Origin of the sequence: Paenibacillus sp. EKM301P (assembly GCF_011800295.1) — a bacterium.
In the GTDB taxonomy this organism is placed as follows: domain Bacteria; phylum Bacillota; class Bacilli; order Paenibacillales; family Paenibacillaceae; genus Paenibacillus; species Paenibacillus polymyxa.
This window is the reverse complement of the sequence record NZ_JAALFM010000011.1, coordinates 25333-44543: the sequence shown is the minus strand read 5'-3', so window position 1 is coordinate 44543 and position 19211 is coordinate 25333. Positions and strand designations below refer to the sequence as shown.

Annotated in this window: 17 protein-coding genes; 6 read left to right on the top strand and 11 right to left on the bottom strand. The window is 44.7% G+C overall.

Annotated features, from left to right (window positions below):
- Nucleotides 1-167 precede the first annotated feature (167 nt).
- Nucleotides 168-932 carry a spermidine synthase gene (locus HFD99_RS20555; protein ID WP_017428510.1) on the top strand — a complete coding sequence of 255 codons (765 nt, stop codon included), beginning with the start codon at nucleotides 168-170 and terminating at the stop codon, nucleotides 930-932.
- Here the strand turns inward: HFD99_RS20555 and HFD99_RS20550 are convergent.
- The 4 genes from HFD99_RS20550 to HFD99_RS20535 form a co-directional block, all read right to left on the bottom strand.
- On the bottom strand, nucleotides 929-2674 hold the full coding sequence (locus HFD99_RS20550; protein WP_123797173.1) for a proline--tRNA ligase: 1746 nt from the start codon (nucleotides 2672-2674) through the stop codon (nucleotides 929-931). The genes HFD99_RS20555 and HFD99_RS20550 overlap by 4 nt on opposite strands.
- A 323-nt stretch (nucleotides 2675-2997) precedes the next feature.
- Nucleotides 2998-3693, bottom strand: coding sequence for an adenylate kinase (locus HFD99_RS20545; RefSeq protein ID WP_025364793.1), 696 nt, complete (start codon nucleotides 3691-3693; stop codon nucleotides 2998-3000).
- Nucleotides 3694-3791: 98 nt separating this feature from the next.
- On the bottom strand, nucleotides 3792-4835 hold the full coding sequence (locus tag HFD99_RS20540; RefSeq protein ID WP_039277235.1) for a carbohydrate kinase family protein: 1044 nt from the start codon (nucleotides 4833-4835) through the stop codon (nucleotides 3792-3794).
- Nucleotides 4836-5073: 238 nt separating this feature from the next.
- Entirely contained in the window at nucleotides 5074-6363 is a 1290-nt protein-coding gene (locus tag HFD99_RS20535) for a glycoside hydrolase family 27 protein (protein ID WP_025364791.1), read from the bottom strand.
- A 210-nt stretch (nucleotides 6364-6573) separates the two neighbouring features.
- Here HFD99_RS20535 and trhO point away from each other — a divergent pair, with 210 nt between their 5' ends.
- Both trhO and HFD99_RS20525 read left to right on the top strand, forming a co-directional pair.
- Nucleotides 6574-7467, top strand: a complete 894-nt coding sequence (trhO, locus tag HFD99_RS20530; protein ID WP_025364790.1) for an oxygen-dependent tRNA uridine(34) hydroxylase TrhO — start codon at nucleotides 6574-6576, stop codon at nucleotides 7465-7467.
- Nucleotides 7468-7674: 207 nt separating this feature from the next.
- On the top strand, nucleotides 7675-8601 hold the full coding sequence (locus HFD99_RS20525; protein ID WP_025364789.1) for an AEC family transporter: 927 nt from the start codon (nucleotides 7675-7677) through the stop codon (nucleotides 8599-8601).
- Nucleotides 8602-8617: 16 nt separating this feature from the next.
- Here HFD99_RS20525 and HFD99_RS20520 read toward each other — a convergent pair whose 3' ends face one another.
- The 3 genes from HFD99_RS20520 to HFD99_RS20510 all read right to left on the bottom strand — a co-directional run bounded on the left by HFD99_RS20520 (nucleotide 8618) and on the right by HFD99_RS20510 (nucleotide 11742).
- Nucleotides 8618-9397, bottom strand: coding sequence for an ABC transporter ATP-binding protein (locus tag HFD99_RS20520; RefSeq protein ID WP_167440993.1), 780 nt, complete (start codon nucleotides 9395-9397; stop codon nucleotides 8618-8620).
- 244 nt (nucleotides 9398-9641) lie between these two features.
- Nucleotides 9642-10667, bottom strand: a complete 1026-nt coding sequence (locus HFD99_RS20515; RefSeq protein ID WP_025364787.1) for a cupin domain-containing protein — start codon at nucleotides 10665-10667, stop codon at nucleotides 9642-9644.
- A gap of 193 nt (nucleotides 10668-10860) precedes the next feature.
- Nucleotides 10861-11742 (bottom strand): YheC/YheD family protein, encoded by an 882-nt coding sequence (locus tag HFD99_RS20510; protein WP_025364786.1) that lies wholly within the window; start codon nucleotides 11740-11742, stop codon nucleotides 10861-10863.
- Nucleotides 11743-11951: 209 nt separating this feature from the next.
- Here HFD99_RS20510 and HFD99_RS20505 point away from each other — a divergent pair, with 209 nt between their 5' ends.
- Nucleotides 11952-12788 (top strand): DUF6492 family protein, encoded by an 837-nt coding sequence (locus tag HFD99_RS20505; protein ID WP_025364785.1) that lies wholly within the window; start codon nucleotides 11952-11954, stop codon nucleotides 12786-12788.
- A gap of 69 nt (nucleotides 12789-12857) precedes the next feature.
- Nucleotides 12858-14216, top strand: a complete 1359-nt coding sequence (locus HFD99_RS20500; protein ID WP_025364784.1) for a sugar phosphate nucleotidyltransferase — start codon at nucleotides 12858-12860, stop codon at nucleotides 14214-14216.
- A gap of 113 nt (nucleotides 14217-14329) precedes the next feature.
- Here HFD99_RS20500 and HFD99_RS20495 read toward each other — a convergent pair whose 3' ends face one another.
- Complete coding sequence (locus HFD99_RS20495; RefSeq protein WP_025364783.1) at nucleotides 14330-15055, bottom strand: succinylglutamate desuccinylase/aspartoacylase family protein; 726 nt, start codon at nucleotides 15053-15055, stop codon at nucleotides 14330-14332.
- Between the two features lie 5 nt (nucleotides 15056-15060).
- Nucleotides 15061-16095: a glycosyltransferase family 4 protein gene (locus tag HFD99_RS20490; protein ID WP_025364782.1), complete on the bottom strand. Its 1035-nt coding sequence runs from the start codon at nucleotides 16093-16095 to the stop codon at nucleotides 15061-15063.
- Between the two features lie 353 nt (nucleotides 16096-16448).
- Between HFD99_RS20490 and HFD99_RS20485 the strand changes: the two genes are divergently transcribed.
- Entirely contained in the window at nucleotides 16449-16922 is a 474-nt protein-coding gene (locus HFD99_RS20485; protein ID WP_017428497.1) for a C40 family peptidase, read from the top strand.
- Nucleotides 16923-17004: 82 nt separating this feature from the next.
- Here HFD99_RS20485 and HFD99_RS20480 read toward each other — a convergent pair whose 3' ends face one another.
- Complete coding sequence (locus HFD99_RS20480; RefSeq protein ID WP_025364781.1) at nucleotides 17005-18381, bottom strand: sensor histidine kinase; 1377 nt, start codon at nucleotides 18379-18381, stop codon at nucleotides 17005-17007.
- A complete protein-coding gene (locus HFD99_RS20475; protein WP_025364780.1) occupies nucleotides 18378-19091 on the bottom strand; it encodes a response regulator transcription factor in 714 nt (237 codons plus the stop codon). The genes HFD99_RS20480 and HFD99_RS20475 overlap by 4 nt, the downstream gene beginning before the upstream one ends.
- Nucleotides 19092-19211 lie beyond the last annotated feature (120 nt).

Genomic DNA, 19211 nt, shown 5'->3' with positions numbered 1-19211 from the left:
TGAATATACACAACGAACTTCATTATATCCTTGTATATTATATCTCCTAAAGGACATACGAACAAGTTCAAACACTCCGTTATGGAAAAATAAACAATTCTGCCTACAATACTCCTCATCTATGGACAACAATCCTATGAATGTCTAAGATGAGGAGGAAGTCTGACTTGAAGGAGATTATTCACTTGGATGTCTTATATAAAAAGTTGAGCAATAACCATGAAATCACGGTATATGAAACCACGGAGCTGTATGGTGAAAAGGGGTTATTTCGTGTGATGGAATTTTCAAATGCGGCTGTCCAAGGTGCGCTAGATTTGAATCATCCGCAACGCATTCTGTTCGAATATCCCAGAGCAATCATCCATCTTATGGAGCTGAACGATCCGTCATTTGAAGACGTGTTTGTTATCGGGCATGGTATAGGCACGATTGCGGGTCACTTTACAGATAAACGTTTTAAGATTGCCGAGCTGGATTCGCAAGTGGTAGAATTCAGCCGAACATTCTTTGGGTACGACCAGAACAATGTGACTATTGGCGATGGACGTCGCATCCTGGAGAAGGAGGCCCCGGATGCTTTTGACTATATTATATTGGACGCCTTCACGGAGCAGGGTACACCCTTGCATTTAGTATCCTGGGAATTTTTCAAGATGGCTAAAGAAAAGCTGGATTCCGAAGGATCGCTAATTATGAATGTAATGGGCAAAAGTGAACACGATCATCTAGTCCATGCCATTCACACAACGTTGCGTGAAGAATTCGCCTATGTCACAACATTCTCTCTACCATCGGAAGGCGTTGCCGACATTCAAAATATCATTATGATAGGTCGAGACAAGCCTATTCGTTTTCAGGCACGTCAGATGGCGGACTTTCATGAGATTACACTTGGAGAAGGTCATATTCTGCGGGATACAGATGCTTAGTGTTGTATGAGACTCAATATTCTTCTCTCTACATCATGGATATGAATCGACTCTTTGTTGCTGTTTCTTCGCTCTACGAATTCTACTTTTCCGTGTTCAGCATCTTTACCAACGACGATGCGCACGGGAATACCTACTAAATCTGAATCTTTAAATTTAACTCCTGGACGTTCGTCACGATCATCTAGAAGAACCTCTATACCGCGATCCTGTAGTTGGCAGTATAGCTCCTCGGCTATTTGCATCTGAAGCCTGTCTTTCACTGAAATCGGAATGATATGAACCTGAAACGGAGCCAGTGCGTGGGGCCATATCATTCCGTTCTGGTCATGATTCTGCTCTACAATGGCGGACAGGATTCGGGAAATGCCAATACCATAGCAGCCCATAATCATCGCTTGATCGGTTCCGGACGCATCTAGAAAGGTCGCCCCTAGCTTCTCACTGTACTTGGTGCCCAGTTTGAATACGTGTCCAATCTCAATTCCACGGTGGAGTTCCAATTTCCCTTCGTCACATCGAGGACATCTATCCCCTTCTATAACATTGCGCAAGTCTGCCACATGCCGAAGATCCATATCACGCCTTGGATTCACATGCTGATAATGGTAGTCCTGCTCGTTCGCGCCTGCAAGACCGCTGGACATTTGAACAACGGCGTAATCCACCCACACAGGGATTGTCAAGCCGCATGGGCCTATGGACCCGGGTGGGGTTCCAGTCACCTTTGTGACGGTGTCTGCATTTGCTATTTCGAATTTTTCACTACCTAAAATTTGTTTAACTTTTACTTCGTTGACCTCATGATCTCCCCTGACAACTACAGCAATAGGTTGATCGTTAGCCATATAAATCAATGTTTTGATGATTTCTTGGGGCTCTATGTGAAGGGTATCAACCAGTTGTTCTATGGTCCGCAGACCTGGAGTATACAGTTTTTCCATTTCATCTGTATCGATAGAAGGATGGCTGTCATGTTCATTTTCATCGGAGACAGAAGATATTCCTATGCTCCCCGTAGAACGTGGCTCTGCCTTTTCAAGATTGGCAGCATAATCACAGCAGGTACACGCCACTATGGTATCCTCTCCTATATCAGCCAGCGCCATAAATTCGTGGGTTTCACCTTCACCACCAATAGCACCAGCATCTGCTTCGACGGCGCGAAAATTCAGACTGCAGCGGGTGAAAATACGTTGATATGCCTGGAACATGGCCCAATAAGTGTGATCTAGTCCCTCCCAATTGGCATCAAACGAATAGGCATCCTTCATCAAAAATTCTCTGCTGCGAAGCAACCCAAACCGAGGACGTCGTTCATCCCGAAACTTGGTTTGAATTTGATACAGTGTTACAGGCAATTTCCGATAGGAATTCACTTCATTTCGTATTAAAGACGTAATGACCTCTTCATGTGTAGGCCCTAATGCAAACTCCCGATCATGTCGATCTTGCAGACGCATCAGCTCTGAACCGTACAAATCGTATCTCCCCGATTCTTGCCACAGTTCCGTTGGCTGTAATACAGGCATCAGCAATTCTCCAGCTCCTGCACGATCCATCTCATCTCGTACAATTTGTTCCACTTTTCTGAGTACCCGTCTGCCCAGTGGCATATAGGTATACATTCCAGCCGCCAATTGGCGGATAAATCCTGCCCGCAGCATAAGCTGATGACTAATCACTTCGGCCTCTGCAGGTGCTTCACGCAAGGTTGTCAGTAATAATTGGCTTTGGCGCATGTGTGGCTTCCTCCTTGTAAGAACGATAAAATGTACGCAAAAAAGACACATCCGTCAGGGACGAATGTGTCGTGGTACCACCCTTCATTTGACCGTAACCATATTCGGCACGGTCCTTCTTTAGATAACGGCATCTGGCCGGTAACGGTTTATCTTACGCACCGCTACAGCTCGCAAGGCAGGAAAACATTCATTCGCGGCGAGAAACCTTTCAGCCCATGGGTTTCTTCTCTGTACAGCGGGTAATTGAACCTTTGATCCTTGGTCTACACTATTCCTATATATTACAATTTTCACCACTTTACACGAAACGCAGATTCAAGTCAAGGAGATAATTGTCTATCTGGGCTCAGCCAAGGACATGAACGATATTTAGATTTTAAGATAATCAAATTCCTTTCATTACCATATTGCAAAATGAGCGGCCAGATTTTAGGACGGATACGCCTGCGAAAACCCAGAACAAATCGGACAAACCGAGGTGAAATATCCCAAATACGAACGGCTTCTTGCTCTACTCCTTTGGGTAGCTCCTTTGAAAATAAAAAACGGTTAAGCGAACGCGTGATAACACCTGATATCGCCTCAATCGTGCTGACATCCATTACGATGATTGTGTCGGAACGCTGGAGTCGCTCGGTAAAATAACGTTCATGATAATTCCCTTCGATAATCCACTCTTCCCCTTGCAGGACTTCACCCAGCTGTTTATGAAATTGTTTGTCTGTGCTCCGCTTCCACTCCGGCCCCCAATACAAATCATCCAACGAAATATACGGCAAATGAGTCCACATCGACAGTCGTTTGGCCAAAAAAGTCTTGCCACTCCCCGGTGAGCCGATTATGATAATACGTTTAGCATGCTGCACAGCTAGAAGCTCGTCACTCACTTCCCCACGTAAGGTTAGCGTTGAATAGATCAGTCGATATAGAAATCCTACTGCCAAAGCCCCTCCCTTTAAAAGCAAATAAAGAAGAAACAGCGGCAGAAAAACAATAGCGTATTTCACACTGTCCATCAGACAACCTGCCCCTTTTATACATTCAATATTTGAGATCATTACATCTGTGAAGCTCTAAATACACGCTGTTGTAGGTTAAGTGTTCTCTTCTTTACTTATGTATTTTTCTTTTTAAAATACACACCCTTAAAAAATACAAAATTTTGCGAATGTGTGCCGTACAGCTCCTGGAACCTAGAATGGAGTTTATTCACAGAAATGGTGTCTGAGACTGTCCGATCCGTTTGTATGGTTAAGTCGACACAACTGATTCCAAACTGGCACACTTGCTCCATAGGATAACCTTGGGTAATTCCATAAATCATCCCGGCAATAAACGCGTCATCTGCGCCTGTGACATCAATGACCTGTTGAACTGGAGGGATAGGGATTTGTCCATGAGTTCCATCCTGAGAAGCAAACAACACATGCTCAGCACTGCAGATAATAATGACATTTTGAACCCCTAGTTTGTGAAAAACTCGAGTTGCGTCCAATATCTGCTGGTCATCTTTAAGTTCCAGTCCCAAATAAGCTTCAGCCTCTTCCGGTTGGCATACCAGCCATTCCACCCCATGCAAATTTCGGGGAAGCTTTCTCATCTTGGAAGCTGACACCGATGAAACGACAAGGGGAACCTGATGTTCCTGACAGACATGTATGGTGGCCGCTATTACGTTCATAGAGAAATTAGTGTCCAGCAGAACAAGTCGGGACGAGGCGATTAAAGGAATATTTTCAAAAATTACTGAAGGACGAATCTGATCATAAATCTCCATTTCTGCTGTCGCTACAATCATTTCACCATGCTCGTTTAGCAAGGCAGTATAAACGCCAGTTGACGACTCACCTTTGACTTGAAGAGGAATCACATGCATGTAACGGCTAGACTGTTCGATGATAAATTCGCCTTCCGCATCATCTCCAACTGCGGTTAGCAGGCTGACCCGTCGGCTCAACCTCCCTAAATTTTCAGCTACATTCCGTGCTACCCCACCGCAAGATTGCAGCCTAGTGCTGCTCGGATTGGAGGTGTGAAGCTGAAATGTACCCTTAACCATGATTTTACGATCCAGATTTGCCCCTCCTATACACAGTATTTGTTCACTAGAGGGCCAAGGCTCGTCCTGTTCATTTTTGTGAATTTTTTTTAATTTCATCATTTGACTCCTTTCTCGACTCTATTCGGCTAGAATGATTTAAATTTGTGCAGAAATAGGCACTCTATAAACCTAACATGTTCTAAATGTCAAATTCCCAAGAATCATGTCGAGTCCGTTAAAATATCAAAAAGTTACACATGCTAAAAAAGTCACCTCTTCGTAAAGATACCCTCCACTTTACGATAAGATGACTAGAACTGAACTTGCAGCTTAGATCCTTCTTCCTAGCATCCTGTTATTTTATAGAGAATAGAGCAGCTCCATGAGGGGGTAAATCTGCGGACAGTTCCTGCACTATAACACCTAAATCCACATGGTTCCACAAGTCTCTCGCACTTGCCTGCCCTTCAATTCCAAGCTCCTGTAGGGATACACGGACTGTTGAAGCTTCATCTCCAGCATTAAATAAAGCCGCATATACGTGACCTTCCTCATTGTGAGAAGTCCAAACGATATGTTCATCCTTTCTGTAGACCTGTCGCGCATTCACACCGTTGTGATGAACATCGAGCACTTCTTTGTTCGTCAGCAATGAAAGTGTCCATGCGTCATTATCACGCAATTCTCCTCCGAACATCAGTGGAGACCGGAAAATGCTCCATAAGGTCATCATCGTCAGCTGCTCATCCTTCGTAAAGCGTGTCCAACGATCATGACTGCCGGAATCTACTGAATCTACCGAACGAATTCCCAGATGCCCCAGTGGCAACATGTCGCAATCCGGCCAGTGACCTGGACCTACATGTCCCGCCCATTTCTCGCAACGCTCGAACATACCATGCAGTAAAGGCCATACATCCCAGAAATCATCAGTCATACGCCACATATTCGCATTTTCGATTAAATCAGATGCATGTTCCAGCGGTGCGGGACCAGGCGATAGACTTAACACCATCGGACGTCCGCATTGGGCGATAGCCCGCTTAATCAATTCGATTTCCGCCAAATGAATACCATAGAGACGTGATGCAGCAATGTCATCTACTTTGACAAAATCGACACCCCATTCCGCATACAGGTCAAACAAAGAATTATAATACTCCTGTGCGCCTTCCTTGGATGCATCTACCCCATACATATCGGTGTTCCAAGGACAAATAGAGTTAGGATGTGCAATTTGTCTGGCCGTAGCTGTAGTTCCCAAAATCGGGGTATCCTGATGAACCGCCTGTCTAGAGATGCCCCTCATAATATGTATCCCGAATTTCAATCCCAAACTATGCACATATTCTGCAAGAGCATGGAACCCACGACCGTCTGCTGCCGAAGGGAACCGATTCACCGCTGGAATCAGACGTGAAAATGAATCCATTTCCAATGAAACAAATGGTCGGTACTGTGAAGATACTGCTCCCGACTCATACCATTGAATATCCACCACTACATATTCCCATCCATACTCCTTCAGGTGCTCCGCTATATATTGAGCATTTCCCCGTACTTCCTCTTCCCTTACTGCTGCGCCATAGCAATCCCAGCTATTCCATCCCATAGGTGGTGTATGCGCTGTCAAAAGATGTTCCATTGAATTCATCCTTTCATCTGTTAGACCTCAACCTGTTACCGCAAATCTCATCAACCCCACAATACCATTATAATGTAACCCCTTACTTTTGTCGCTCGTCATCTTTTCCATTTCCACTTTTTATACATTTATGTTGACTAACTTAAAGAATGTGGTACATTTAAACTTGCTTGTTAAAAAACTTTGACTTGAATCAGAGGGTGATTTTACATGTGTGAACATGCTTATCGAATTTTGTTGTTTTACAAATATGTCAATATTGAAGATCCTGCCACCTTTACGGCAGAGCATCTGGCTTACTGCAAAGAGCTGGGCGTCAAGGGAAGAATCTTGATTGCTGAGGAAGGAATCAACGGAACACTGTCCGGTACAGTAGAGCAAACGGAGCAGTATATCCGTGATTTGCGCGCCAATCCGAAATTCCACGATATCGTTATTAAAATAGATGAGTCTGACGGTCATGCGTTCAAGAAAATATTTGTACGTCATCGCCAGGAACTGGTTACGCTACGTCATGAGGACGAGCTGGACCCTAATGTAATTAGCGGCAAGCGTCTGTCACCAAAGGAGTTTTATGAACAGCTTCAAGATGAAGATGTCGTGGTTCTGGACGGTCGTAACGACTACGAATATGACATCGGTCATTTCCGCGGAGCCATTCGCCCCGAAGTTGAATCGTTCCGTGAATTTCCACAATGGATTCGCGATAATATGACTCAATTTAAGGATAAAAAAATCCTGACATACTGTACTGGAGGTATTCGTTGCGAAAAGCTGTCCGGTCTGCTGATTAAAGAAGGCTTTGACGATGTAGGCCAGTTGGATGGCGGCATTGTGACTTACAGCAAGGACCCTGAAGTACAAGGGCGTTTGTTTGACGGTAAATGCTATGTGTTTGACGAACGGATTTCGGTTCGGATCAACCATACGGATGAAGACGTTATTGTCGGTCAATGCTACCACTGTGAAACGCCAAACGATCATTATAGTAACTGCCCGGTCTGCAATCTCCAACATATCGTGTGCCCAGACTGCGAAGAACAGCATCAACACTATTGCTCTGACGAATGCCGAACCAAAGCAAAAACTATGGCTTCTGCTTAAACCATTAGAATACTCGGTTTCACATAAAAGGGATGTTCCTACTAGCCGTTCAACATGGCTGTGGACATCCCTTTTGTTGTTCTCAGAATAAGTGCGCTAAGCTTCATAGTATATACCTATAACCTTAATTGTTTATCCATCTTGGACGGGCCCAAAAGTAGCGCCTTATAATGGAAAATGTCATTACAGAAAGGATGGGTGGAATTCATGATTCAAATCGTACTTTCAACTCTTTTATCCGTTATCGTTCCGCTGTCCATTCCGGTGATTGCCGGATTTTTACTCGGCAAATTCATGAAGCTGGAAACAAAACCGCTCTCGACTTTGTACTTATATTTTTTAAGTCCTGCCATGATTCTGGACACACTGCTCAAAGCGCAGCTTTCCTGGCATGATGTGACACAGACAGCCGCTTTTTCATTACTCAACCTGCTGCTATTGTGGGGAATTGCACAATTAGCAGGGAAAATCTTTAGGCTGAGCGCCCCGGAAACGGCTGGGCTCACCTTAATTTCCACACTGACCAATAGTGCAAATTATGGGTTGCCGCTCATTTTACTTGCCTTTGGGCAGCTTGGTCTGGATAAAGCCTCTGTATATGTTGTCATCCAAATGATTATGGTCAATACTATTGGCGTTTATTTTGCAGCCCGCTCTGAATTTTCTGTTCAAAGTGCCGTGAAGTCGGTATTTTCTCTCCCTGCAATTTATGCGGCTCTTCTCGCACTGGGACTTCGAGCACTGGATTGGCATCTGCCCTCCGGCATTCAATCGAGTGTCTCAATGATTGCAGCTGCTTATTCTCCGGTTGTGCTGGCGATTCTGGGTACTCAAATGGCTTATGTGAAAATACTCAAGCTGGAGCCATCTATTAAAAAAGCCAGCTACGCAGGACTAACAATCCGACTTCTGCTTTCCCCGCTCGCGGCTTGTCTTGCCATGCTGATACTGGGAATTTCAGGTCTTTTGTTCTCCGTTCTCTTCATTCTGGCCTCCATGCCAGTGGCTGTGAATGCAGTCATTTTAGCCGAAAAATTTAATGCATCGCCAAAACTGGTCTCCACCTGCATCTTGTGGAGCACGCTTGCCTCATTCCTGGTTCTGCCCATTCTGATTATGCTGGTAGCAGGTTAGACAGATAAAAGGCTCTCTACACCATAGAGAGCCATGCACGATCCTGTCTCCAGTCTACTTGCACAGGTGTTTCAAAAAAAGTACTAAGCGTTTCACTGCTCAGGATATCAGTCGTTTTACCTTTGGCAAACACCGTACCCCGGCGAATCAGAATCGTATGTGTGTACATCGGTAAAATTTCTTCAATATGGTGTGTAACATACAATAAATTGGGAGAACCCGGCGTCTCGGACAGCTGACGAACGCTATCCAATAATGCTTCTCTAGAGAAAAAATCCAACCCGTTGCACGCCTCGTCCAAAATCAACAGCTTGGGCGAGGCCATTAACGCGCGAGCAATAAGCACTTTTTGCTTTTCTCCCTGTGAGCATCCCTGATACAACCGATCGACGAGATGAGCACAGCCCAGTTGGCTCATAAGCTGAACGGCCTCTTCATAATCTGTATCCGTCGTCTGGTCATACAGTCCAATGGAGGCAAATTTACCGCTGATGACGACATCCTGTGTACGCTGGCTTCCATTAATCCTTTCTTGTAAAGAGGAACTGACCCAACCAATAGATTTGCGCAATTCCCTCAGATCTACATCCCCAAAAGTATGACCCAATACACTGACACTACCTGTGGTTGGCCATATGTAGCCATTTATCATATTGAGCATCGTTGTTTTGCCTGATCCATTCAAGCCGAGTACAGCCCAATGCTCTCCCTCAGATACCTGCCAATTGATTTGATCCAGTATGGTACGGTTATCTCTCTTCCAGCTTACATTGTTAAGCTCAATGACAGAATTCATGGCTGTACATCCCTTCTATACATCGTATCATCAGATGTTTTTAGGCGTAATAATATATCACGTTTGCTACGTTAATCTTCACTTTCATATAAGAATAGCACAGGGTTGCAGGTTGTTCAATTTTAAATTCACTATATTGCTTTCTACAAAACAATAGAAATAGAATCAAGTTCAATAGCCCGCTTAGGCTAACTTGGAATAAGGTAGTCTAAGCGGGCATTTTAGTTGTTTTAAGATTTAAGATTTAAGATTTCGGAGCGATGAAGACCGATTTATGAGGTAGTTTATGCGCTATTTCTCGAGGAAGGCTCAGATTCGTTGCCAATACATCAACAGGGTTGCCAGCCATCCACTCACTCAAATCAATGGCCTCGTAATGACCACTGTTAAAACCAATCAAAATACGGCATACGTCCGATCCGGTATTTTTAATATAATGCCCGGCTCCCATAGGTACATACCCTACATCTCCGGCCTCAAACTGCTCTGTCACTGCATTCCCTTCTGCCAGAAATACAGTCATTTCTGCTTTGCCGTCCAAATAGTACTGCCATTCATCCGCATTGGGATGCCAGTGCATTTCTCGCAATCCGCCCGGCTCCAGTTCAATTACAGATCCGGCCATCGTCGAAGAAATAGGAAAATCTTCTACTGTAACGGTCCGCTGAGTCCCTCCACCCGGTGCCAATCTGGGCTGTTTGGCCATTAAAGGATAGCGGTGTTTAGTAATCAGATCAGAAGAAATGCGCGGATATGCATCATGAGATGCGGTAGATGGGACAGGCCCTTTTGCAAAATAAGCTTCCTTCTTTGGCAAAAGAGTGAGCTCGTCGGCTGCAAATCCGAGATTCTGCATGACAACATCTGCGGGAGTCTGAGCGATAAAATCAGTAATGCTGAACGTATGGTCCTCCGAAAAATCACCATTATCGAAAATCAGGATAAAATGACACTCTCCAGGACCAAGACCTTGAATGGAGTGACCATAACCACGCGGGAAATACCATACATCACCGGGGTTAAAAATATCGACATAGGAAGTACCGTCTGGATGGATAACAGTTGTCCGACAGGAACCGCTAATCACATAGGCCCATTCAGCTGCATTGGCATGCCAGTGAAGCTCGCGCATTCCACCCGGCTCCAGACGCATCGAAACCCCTGCTATTCCTTCTGATACAGGGAAATCATGGACTGAAGCCCCACGTGTGATACCCCCTGGCCCGGTTCTGGGTTCCTTTTTCTCCAAAGCATACTTAAATGATTTCATCGCGATTCCTCCTTAAAATCATTCTTCCCATATGTCTTTATTCACTTATTGATGCTGTGCAGGTCTATTATATACTTTTAATGTTAAAGAGATCAAATTTGTCCATTTTTTTCATCAAACTATGTCCGAATCGCCCCCTCGCGGTTAGGATTAGGGTAAATAGGCAAGAGAAAAAGGATGAATCATAAACAATTCATCCTTTTTTTGATTTAGTTTCTTTATTTGATTTAGTTTCTTTATTTGTATGATCAACTTTATTTGCATTTTTATCTTTATTCTTGTCGTTATTCTTCTTATCCTTGCTTGGGACTATAACTTTCTTTTTTTCATTAGCCAGTCGCCAATAGCTTATTACTTTTCGGTACATAGACTTATCTGTCAATTGGTTAAAAATGTATGGGTCTGGCTTCGTGTTCACCTCAATGATCCACGGGATAAAGCGATGATCCAATCCAATGTCCACACCAATTTGCCGGAAATTCGGATATGTTTTTTGTAGTTGTGTGGCAATGGTAATCCCCAGTTCATTGAGCTTCTTAACCAGCTCAGCCTGCTTACTTTGCGATAAATGGGATTTCAGTAGCTGTTCCAAGGCCATCGGCTTACCACCACTATGATAATTGGTCACGATTTTACGGGGATGACCCAAGCGTCCAATAATTCCGGTAGATTCCCATGTCCCTTTTACATTACGCTGCACCATGACCCGGATATCAAAATAACGATTTTGATGGCGCAGTAAATGAATTCCCTTTTGAATGAGATAACTTTTTTTACCCATGTGTTTCGATAGGCTGGTAATCAGTGCATCTAACTGTTTGAATTCCAGACGTTTTTCCTCATATTGGTAGGCGAAGCGCTGACCTGCCTCCTGTTCGATTTTCATCACACCTTTGCCAAAGGTACCTCGATCAGGCTTTACATAGACCATCCCATACTTCTCCAACATTGATTTCACAGTTATTTTGCTGTATTTACGGGTTTCAGGTACAAAAGGCTTGATACTGCCATGCTGGAGCAACAATTGGGTTTTATGCCATTTGCTACGCAACGCCTGCGCTTGTGAAGAATTCACTTGCCCCTCTCCTCTCTACTCTCAGGGTAGAACGCTCCTGTTAAAAAAGATCAATCTATCGTATGCGCCAAAACCCCATTCGAAGCTCCATTCGCCCTCTTCTACACAGAATTAGACAGTTGGCCTTGCCCGGTCGAAAGCGCCTGTCCAGGCATACAATAATATGAGATACCGGTAGCGTATATTTACACATATAGGGAGTGAATAACATGTCTGCGCAATCCGATGGGCTACAGAAGGGTTCCCTCTCAATCGATGTTCTAATCCCCGCAATTGAAAAAGATCTGGCTACACTACCACTAGTAATTGACAGTCTGCGCCGTCACGTGCAGCACCGAATTGCAACCATCTATATCGTTTCACCGCAAAGCACCAAACTTCGCAGTCTATGTGCAAACAAGAAGTGCACATTTATAGACGAAAAAACGGTGTTGCCCATCACTAAAAAGCATATTCATTACGGAACAACGCGCTGGGATCGCTCAGGCTGGCTGTATCAGCAATTGCTCAAAATGAATGGCGACAAAATCAGTAAATCGTCTTTTTTTCTCGTCATAGATGCGGACACCATTTTGATTCGTCCACATACGTTCCGTAAAGACGGAAAAACAATTTTTTACTATCGCAGTTGGAGTCAACCTGAGTATTTTCGAACTTACCGTAAGCTGATGGGTGCTAAAGCTCCCTCACCAAAGTCCTTTGTCACTCACTATATGCTTTTTGAAAAAACACGGCTCGCCCAGCTCAAGCAAGTTATTGAGGCCAAGCATGGGAAACCTTGGTACAACGCCATTATTCAAAGTATAGACCGGACAAAACAGTTTGGATTTTCCGAATATGAAACGTATGCCAACTATCTATACAGCAATCAGCCCTCTCGGATGATTTTGCGCAAGTCATTAAATAAAGCGCTTCATAGTCGTGCTTCTTCGCTGTCACAAAAACAATTGGATATCTATGCCCAAAGCTACCGCTCCTTATCTTTTCATCAACGCAAAGTGTACCAGCTAACTCCACAAACAAGGATTCAATCTTCATTGAAATAGTTCCTAAAATAGAAAATCCCGCAATTGTTGATGCAATCTAATGGATTTGCATTGAAGGAGGAAACGTCTGTGCGCATCGTATTGTTATGCGGTGGTGCCGGAAAACGGCTGTGGCCATTATCCAATGATATTCGGTCAAAGCTGTTTCTCCGGTTGTTGCCCGCTCCTGACGGGCAGCAGGAATCTATGCTCGGCCGGGTGTATCGTCAGCTTACCTTAGCCGGACTAGATTCCTCTGCCCTGCTTCTGGCTCATCAGAGTCAGGTAAATCTAGCCTTTCGCCATACAGAAGGTCGTCTGCCTGTTCTTGGCGAGCCGGCTAAACGGGGAACCTTCACAGCTGCTGCACTCGCTGCTGCTTATTTTCACACAAGAGGCATGGGGCTGGATGAAGTTCTCTGTATTGCTCCAGCAGATATGTTTGCAGGCGACGACTTCTTCCACAGCATAGCAGCGCTCTCCGGTCTATTGCTCGAGAGCGGAGCCGATCTAGCTATGCTTGGGACAAGGCCTACCCATGCCTCAGACCAATATGGCTATGTCGTTCCGGGTCTGCAAATGAGGCAGGAAGGGAAATCGGCTTATGCACAAGTTGCTCGCTTCACTGAAAAGCCGGATCTCTCTGGGGCGCAGCAGCTTATTAACCAAGGCGCACTATGGAACTGCGGTATTTATGCTTTTACGTTACGATATATGCTGTCCTGTATGGAGCAAAGTCAATTGCCGCTGAACGATAAAGAACTGTGCGCAATGTATGATAGCCTCCCGGTTCGCAGTTTCGATGAGGAGATTGCGGAGCGTTCTGAACGGGCCGTTGTCCTGCCTTACGAGGGCGAATGGCACGACATCGGCAACTGGCAGACCTTAACAGAGCAGCTAGGAAGCCGAGTGATCGGGCGTGGACAAATCAGTGGTCAAACTCACGGCACACACATCGTCAATGAGCTGCCCTATCCACTTCATGTCATTGGTGTGGAGGATATTATTGCTGCTGCAAGCCTTGACGGTATTCTCATTGCATCCAAAAGCCATGCCCACGCGATCAAGGAACAGCTAGGCAAACTCCAACTTCACCCCATGCATGGTGAAACCTCTTGGGGCAGTTACCGGGTGCTGGACGAATTTGAGCACCGAAGCCCAAATGACATATTAGCTATACGACTGACGGTGTTGCCGGATCATCGCTTGAATGGACGTATTCACGGCAGCGGACTTAAAGTATGGACGATCGTATCCGGTCGGGGAGAGGTTATGCTGAACGGAGAACGCTTTGCTGCGGCAAGCGGCTCTGTATTTAGCATTCCGGTCGATACGTATCACACGATCCGCGCCGATCTGGATTCAAAACTGGAACTAATCGAGGTTCGCCTAGGTAACAGTTTGGTGAGCGCCTTCTATAAATCCGATTCCTGCAACACGGAGTTATAACATCTAAACAGATCGATTTCTGCACGAAGATCACACATCAAAAAAATCGCTCTTGAGCAAGGTGAGTAACATCCTTTGCTCATGAAGCGATTTTTTTTTTGTAATATTACATCTCATAAGGAAACCGTTCTAACCTTGCCAGATAAATAAACCTTGTTGGCCTTAATCATCCCGGCCTCTCTTAAAAAGTGCTGCACGATCTTCATCTGATAGTGTATGCGTTCTTTCTGGGGCAGGCTCCACCCTGTTTCCACGGTTACCGCACGTGCCCCTAAAATACGGTCTGCAGCGGTACGAGAGGAACCTGGGAGCTCATGCAACCGCATGTTGAAATGGCGGTCTTTCACCTTGATCGAGCGATTCATTCGCTTAATAATCCGGCGCGTCGTGGGAATTATCGGGTTGCCCTTATTGGAGATCAGCGTTTGGCCAAGCACCTTGGCATCCTTTTGTGATAATCCATTCGCCTCATGCAAGTCAAGATACCAATCAGGGTGATGCTTTTGTAATAATTTGAATAGAGCAGTGGAAAGCGGTTGTGTTGCCGCCTGCTTTTTCCGGCGCGGAAAGGTTCGATTCAGATCCGGTTTTCCTCTAATCTGCTTGCGGTAAGCCTTTTGATTCACAATTGGCACAATAATAAGCTTACCATGGCTGAATCTCAGCTTTTGCTCATTCAAAAGCTTTACCAGTTTCTCAGCCGCACGTATACTTGCTATTTCATTACCATGTATGCCTGCAACCACCATCGCACACGGACCTTGTTGTCCCTCTATGGCTACATAATAAGGTGTCGCCCAAGAAGAGCCCTTTCCAAGCATATATCGTTTGACCTGCATCCCCTTCACCTCCGTATAGGCTTTCGGTGTCCTCTCTTCTGTTCTCGCCGACGAATGATTTCACGGTATAGTCTCAAGTAGTTGCTGGTCATCTGTTTGTTGGTAAATCTTTGGCTAACATACAATCGAAGCTGCGCGGGTGACGGGTAATTCTTTTGCTGTGCCTTTCGTGCCATTTGTCCAACTGATTTGCAAATCAACTGCGGAAAGCCTGATAGCACCTCGGGAACAGATCCATTTTTTAATGCCAGCACCGGTGTTCCACAAGCCATAGCCTCTACCATTACAAGTCCGAACGGTTCTTCCCACAGTGATGGAAACAACAGACACTCTGCATGTTTCAGAAGCTTCTGTTTCCGATCACCCCCAACTGGTCCCACATAGCGTATATTCGGATTGCGCTGAATTCGTGTCTGAATCTCTCGGCGAAAAAATACAGGGGCTTTGATAGGACCCGCAATAAGCAGTCTTTTTCCTGTTCGCTCTGCAACCTGAATGGCCTGCAATACACCTTTATCCGGTATAATTCTGCCCATGAACAGCAAGTAGCTGCGCTTCTCACTGCTGAACTCGTATTCATGCGTGTTGATGCCGTTATAGATATAAAATCCTTTGCCCCCGCCCATCAGCTGACGTGCTCGTTTACTGACATATACCGGGTTTTTACCGTGTCTTCTCACTGGAAGATGAACGGTACACAATGATGAGCAGGGCAGCTTCCTACGCGCTACAGCAGAACGAAAGGTATGGTCATGAATGATATGTGTGCCGGAAGGCATATGCCGAAGTACATATTGGGGGATCTGACTATGTTTCAAACCCTTGGGATAAGTAATCAACCGCGCGCTGCTCCTGCTCCCACGGGCGGCAAAAAGAGATACATGATGCCCTCGTCTCACTAATTCCTCTGTTAATTCATGCACGACCTTTTCCGTTCCGCCCTTGATGGAGGGAACAGGCTGTGCATCGGGATAGTTGGATATGACCTGCACAATGTTTAAAGGTCGGTTTTTGAATGCTTTGCTCTGCTTTGAAGCCATACGAATTCCCCTTCCTGACCGGAAATACGGTGTGATCTTTACGATGTCAACGGGAATCTGAGCATACTCCCGTGCAGGTTATAAATTGTAGTATATAGGTATGTATGTTTTGCATGATTGCTTGTGCCAATCGTCTGCAAGTCGCTTTTTGTCATACGAGCCTAGTCATAAGGGGGAGTTATTTAATTTGTCAAGCTAAAGTTAAGGAGAAAATTCTCATCGTTTTCTAATAAAGCAGTGCAAAACGTTGGGGTAACAGGATTGTAACCATGAGTGGTAAATTCCGGATATTTTATTTGTGTTATTCTCATTTCAGGACATCAACACAATACGAATAACGGAGGAAATTATATATGAAACGTACTTCTAAAAAATTGTGGATGGGTATTTGCTTTACGATGACTTTGGCACTGAGCGCTGGAAGCTTCGTTGTTGGACCAGACACCACTCATGCCGCTTCGACAAGTAAAGCTGATCGGATTATCTCAAAAGGCTCCCAGTATATGGGCGTCCGTTATGAACATGGAGCTCCAGCTGGCAGTACAAGCTCTTTTGATTGCTCTTCATTCACTCAGTATGTTTTTGCACAAAATGGAATCAAGCTTCCACGTTCGTCCAAACAGCAGTCAACTGTGGGCACTTATGTACCGCGTAGTCAGCTCAAAAAAGGCGATTTAGTCTTTTTCTATGCGCCAATTCATCATGTAGCCATTTACATGGGAGACGGGAAAATTCTGCATACGTTTGGTAAAGGCGGCGTAACGGTTACAGATCTAAATTCCGGATGGTGGAGCTCCCATTATACAACAGCACGTCGTGTCCTTTAGGATCATTTTGGGTGATCTCCCATCCACCGAATGCATAACTTACAAATAACATTAAAAAGGCTGTTCCTTTGAGTAGAGATGTCTACTGGAGGGACAGCCTTTCCTGTTGTTTTTGAGGCAGCGTAACGATGACATCCGTCCCTTCGCCTTCTGCGCTTTCCATGCGTATCGTACCCTGGTGAGCATCTGTTATTGCCTTGGCAATCGGTAACCCAAGCCCGGTTCCTCCGGTTTTACGATGTCTGGAGCTGTCTACTCGATAAAATCGTTCAAAGACACGCTTGATCTCGCTCTCAGGAATGCCAATTCCGTAATCCTTAACGCGGAGGTGGACATCTTTTTCATCTGTAGATAACCATATTTCGATTTCTTCCGAGCTATACTTTAACGCATTATCCAGCAAGATGACTAGTAACTGCTTGATTTTTGCAAGATTAGCATCCAGCCAAATTTCCTTCTCTTCTGTAAAAATAGAAATTTGGCGCTCATGTACAGGCTTGAGATGTGCTACCACCTGTTGACAACAACCGACTAGCTCTACCCGCTCATACGGTTCGGAATCTTGCTGCTGTGAGGAGGCCAATGTCAGCAATTGCTGCGTCATCGTACGCATTCGCTGAGTTTCTTCATAGATCGATTCAATCGATTCCTTACGTATGTCCTCGTCACGCGTACCCCACCGCCGCAGCATGTTGGCATAGCCCTCAATAATCATCAATGTCGTATTCAGTTCATGTGAGGCGTCGGAAACAAACTGCTGCTGGCTCTGAAAGCTTTCTTCCAATCTCTCCATCATTCGATTAAAAGTAGCGGTCATTTGGGATAATTCATCTTGATTAGGACTGCCAGCAGGAATTTTTTTGAATTTCAAGCTTCTTTCGATTTCCTGCATCGTTTGAATACTACTGGCAATGGGCAGCAATATCGCATTTGCCAAAATCGTGCTGCCCACCAGACTGAGCAACATAGCTCCAACAGTCGATGTGATAAGAATTGTATTTAAGATATCGAGATTGTTTTCGAGCGCATCCCATTTTTCTACGATCTCCAGTGTCCCCTTTTGACTACCTTCTGGTGAAAGCACTGGAAGATGGATAATCAGGATTTTATGATCCTGTAGATCCGTTAGTTGAGAGCTTTGAGAAAGGTTAAAATGTATATCGTTCAGCTTAAAGCGGGACTGACGGCTTACTTCATACAAAAGACGAGATTGCTGATCAAATACCCTCAGAATGGTATCCGCAGAAAGTTCATCTTTCAGCTTGGACCCCCAAACATTTTTCAGAATCATCGTGGCTCCTGTTTCGGCAATGATTTCGGTCCATTTATTTTGTAGCACTTCTCTTTCATTACGAGTAGCAATTTTGACAAATAATAGATGAACCGTGACGTCCACAAACAGGAGAATCGTCATCACTAAAATAGAACTAAGCAGGGTAATTTTGGTCCGCAGCTTCAATGCTCTTCCTCCCGGATACAGTACCCAACACCGCGAACGGTTTTAATCAGTTTCTTTTTGTATCCATGATCAATTTTTTTGCGAACATACCGGATATATACATCTACCACATTCGTATCACCGACAAAATCAAACCCCCACACATCCTGAATCATTTGATCCCGATGCAATACCTGATTTTTGTGCTCCATCAGATAGAGAAGCAGATCAAATTCTTTGGGCGTAAGTTCGATACGTTTTCCTTCCCTTACCACGGACCGCGTCTTGGGTTCCAACACCAGGCTATCGACTTGAAGTTTGGACTGCTGCTTTTCCTCTTTTTGCGAAGTAGTAGCTGCCGGCTCCAACTGATTCCTCATACTGGCCCGCATCCGCGCTAATAATTCCTCAATTTCAAAGGGCTTTGTAATGTAATCATTAGCTCCTTCATCCAGACCTGAAACTTTTTCAGGAGTCGTGTTACGTGCAGTGACCATAATTACCGGGGTATGATTGTCCACTTTTCGAATCTGCTTCAGCACCTCGACACCGTTCATCTCGGGCAGCATCACATCCAGTATGATAATATCCCATGTAAGGGATAGTGCTTTTTCCAATCCTTCTTTTCCCGTCTGTGCAATTTCAACTGCATATCCTTCGTGGGATAACTCCAGTTGAAGCAATCTGGATATCTTCGCTTCATCATCAATGACCAGCACCGATTTTTCCATTGCAAAACCACCTATTTTTTATAGAGAAAACTAATAAGCAATGCACATACCATTCATTTTTTATTTGATTTTAAGCTTTTATCCGTATAGTCGCTCTATAATATAACTTTGTAATTTAAT

Coding starts and splice junctions, on each gene's coding strand:
- HFD99_RS20550 (WP_123797173.1), bottom strand. CDS start 2,674: ATGCGCCAAAGCCAATTATTACTGACAACCTTGCGTGAAGCACCTGCA.
- HFD99_RS20545 (WP_025364793.1), bottom strand. CDS start 3,693: ATGGACAGTGTGAAATACGCTATTGTTTTTCTGCCGCTGTTTCTTCTT.
- HFD99_RS20540 (WP_039277235.1), bottom strand. CDS start 4,835: ATGAAATTAAAAAAAATTCACAAAAATGAACAGGACGAGCCTTGGCCC.
- HFD99_RS20535 (WP_025364791.1), bottom strand. CDS start 6,363: ATGGAACATCTTTTGACAGCGCATACACCACCTATGGGATGGAATAGC.
- trhO (WP_025364790.1), top strand. CDS start 6,574: ATGTGTGAACATGCTTATCGAATTTTGTTGTTTTACAAATATGTCAAT.
- HFD99_RS20525 (WP_025364789.1), top strand. CDS start 7,675: ATGATTCAAATCGTACTTTCAACTCTTTTATCCGTTATCGTTCCGCTG.
- HFD99_RS20520 (WP_167440993.1), bottom strand. CDS start 9,397: ATGAATTCTGTCATTGAGCTTAACAATGTAAGCTGGAAGAGAGATAAC.
- HFD99_RS20515 (WP_025364787.1), bottom strand. CDS start 10,667: ATGAAATCATTTAAGTATGCTTTGGAGAAAAAGGAACCCAGAACCGGG.
- HFD99_RS20505 (WP_025364785.1), top strand. CDS start 11,952: ATGTCTGCGCAATCCGATGGGCTACAGAAGGGTTCCCTCTCAATCGAT.
- HFD99_RS20495 (WP_025364783.1), bottom strand. CDS start 15,055: ATGCAGGTCAAACGATATATGCTTGGAAAGGGCTCTTCTTGGGCGACA.
- HFD99_RS20490 (WP_025364782.1), bottom strand. CDS start 16,095: ATGGCTTCAAAGCAGAGCAAAGCATTCAAAAACCGACCTTTAAACATT.
- HFD99_RS20485 (WP_017428497.1), top strand. CDS start 16,449: ATGAAACGTACTTCTAAAAAATTGTGGATGGGTATTTGCTTTACGATG.
- HFD99_RS20475 (WP_025364780.1), bottom strand. CDS start 19,091: ATGGAAAAATCGGTGCTGGTCATTGATGATGAAGCGAAGATATCCAGA.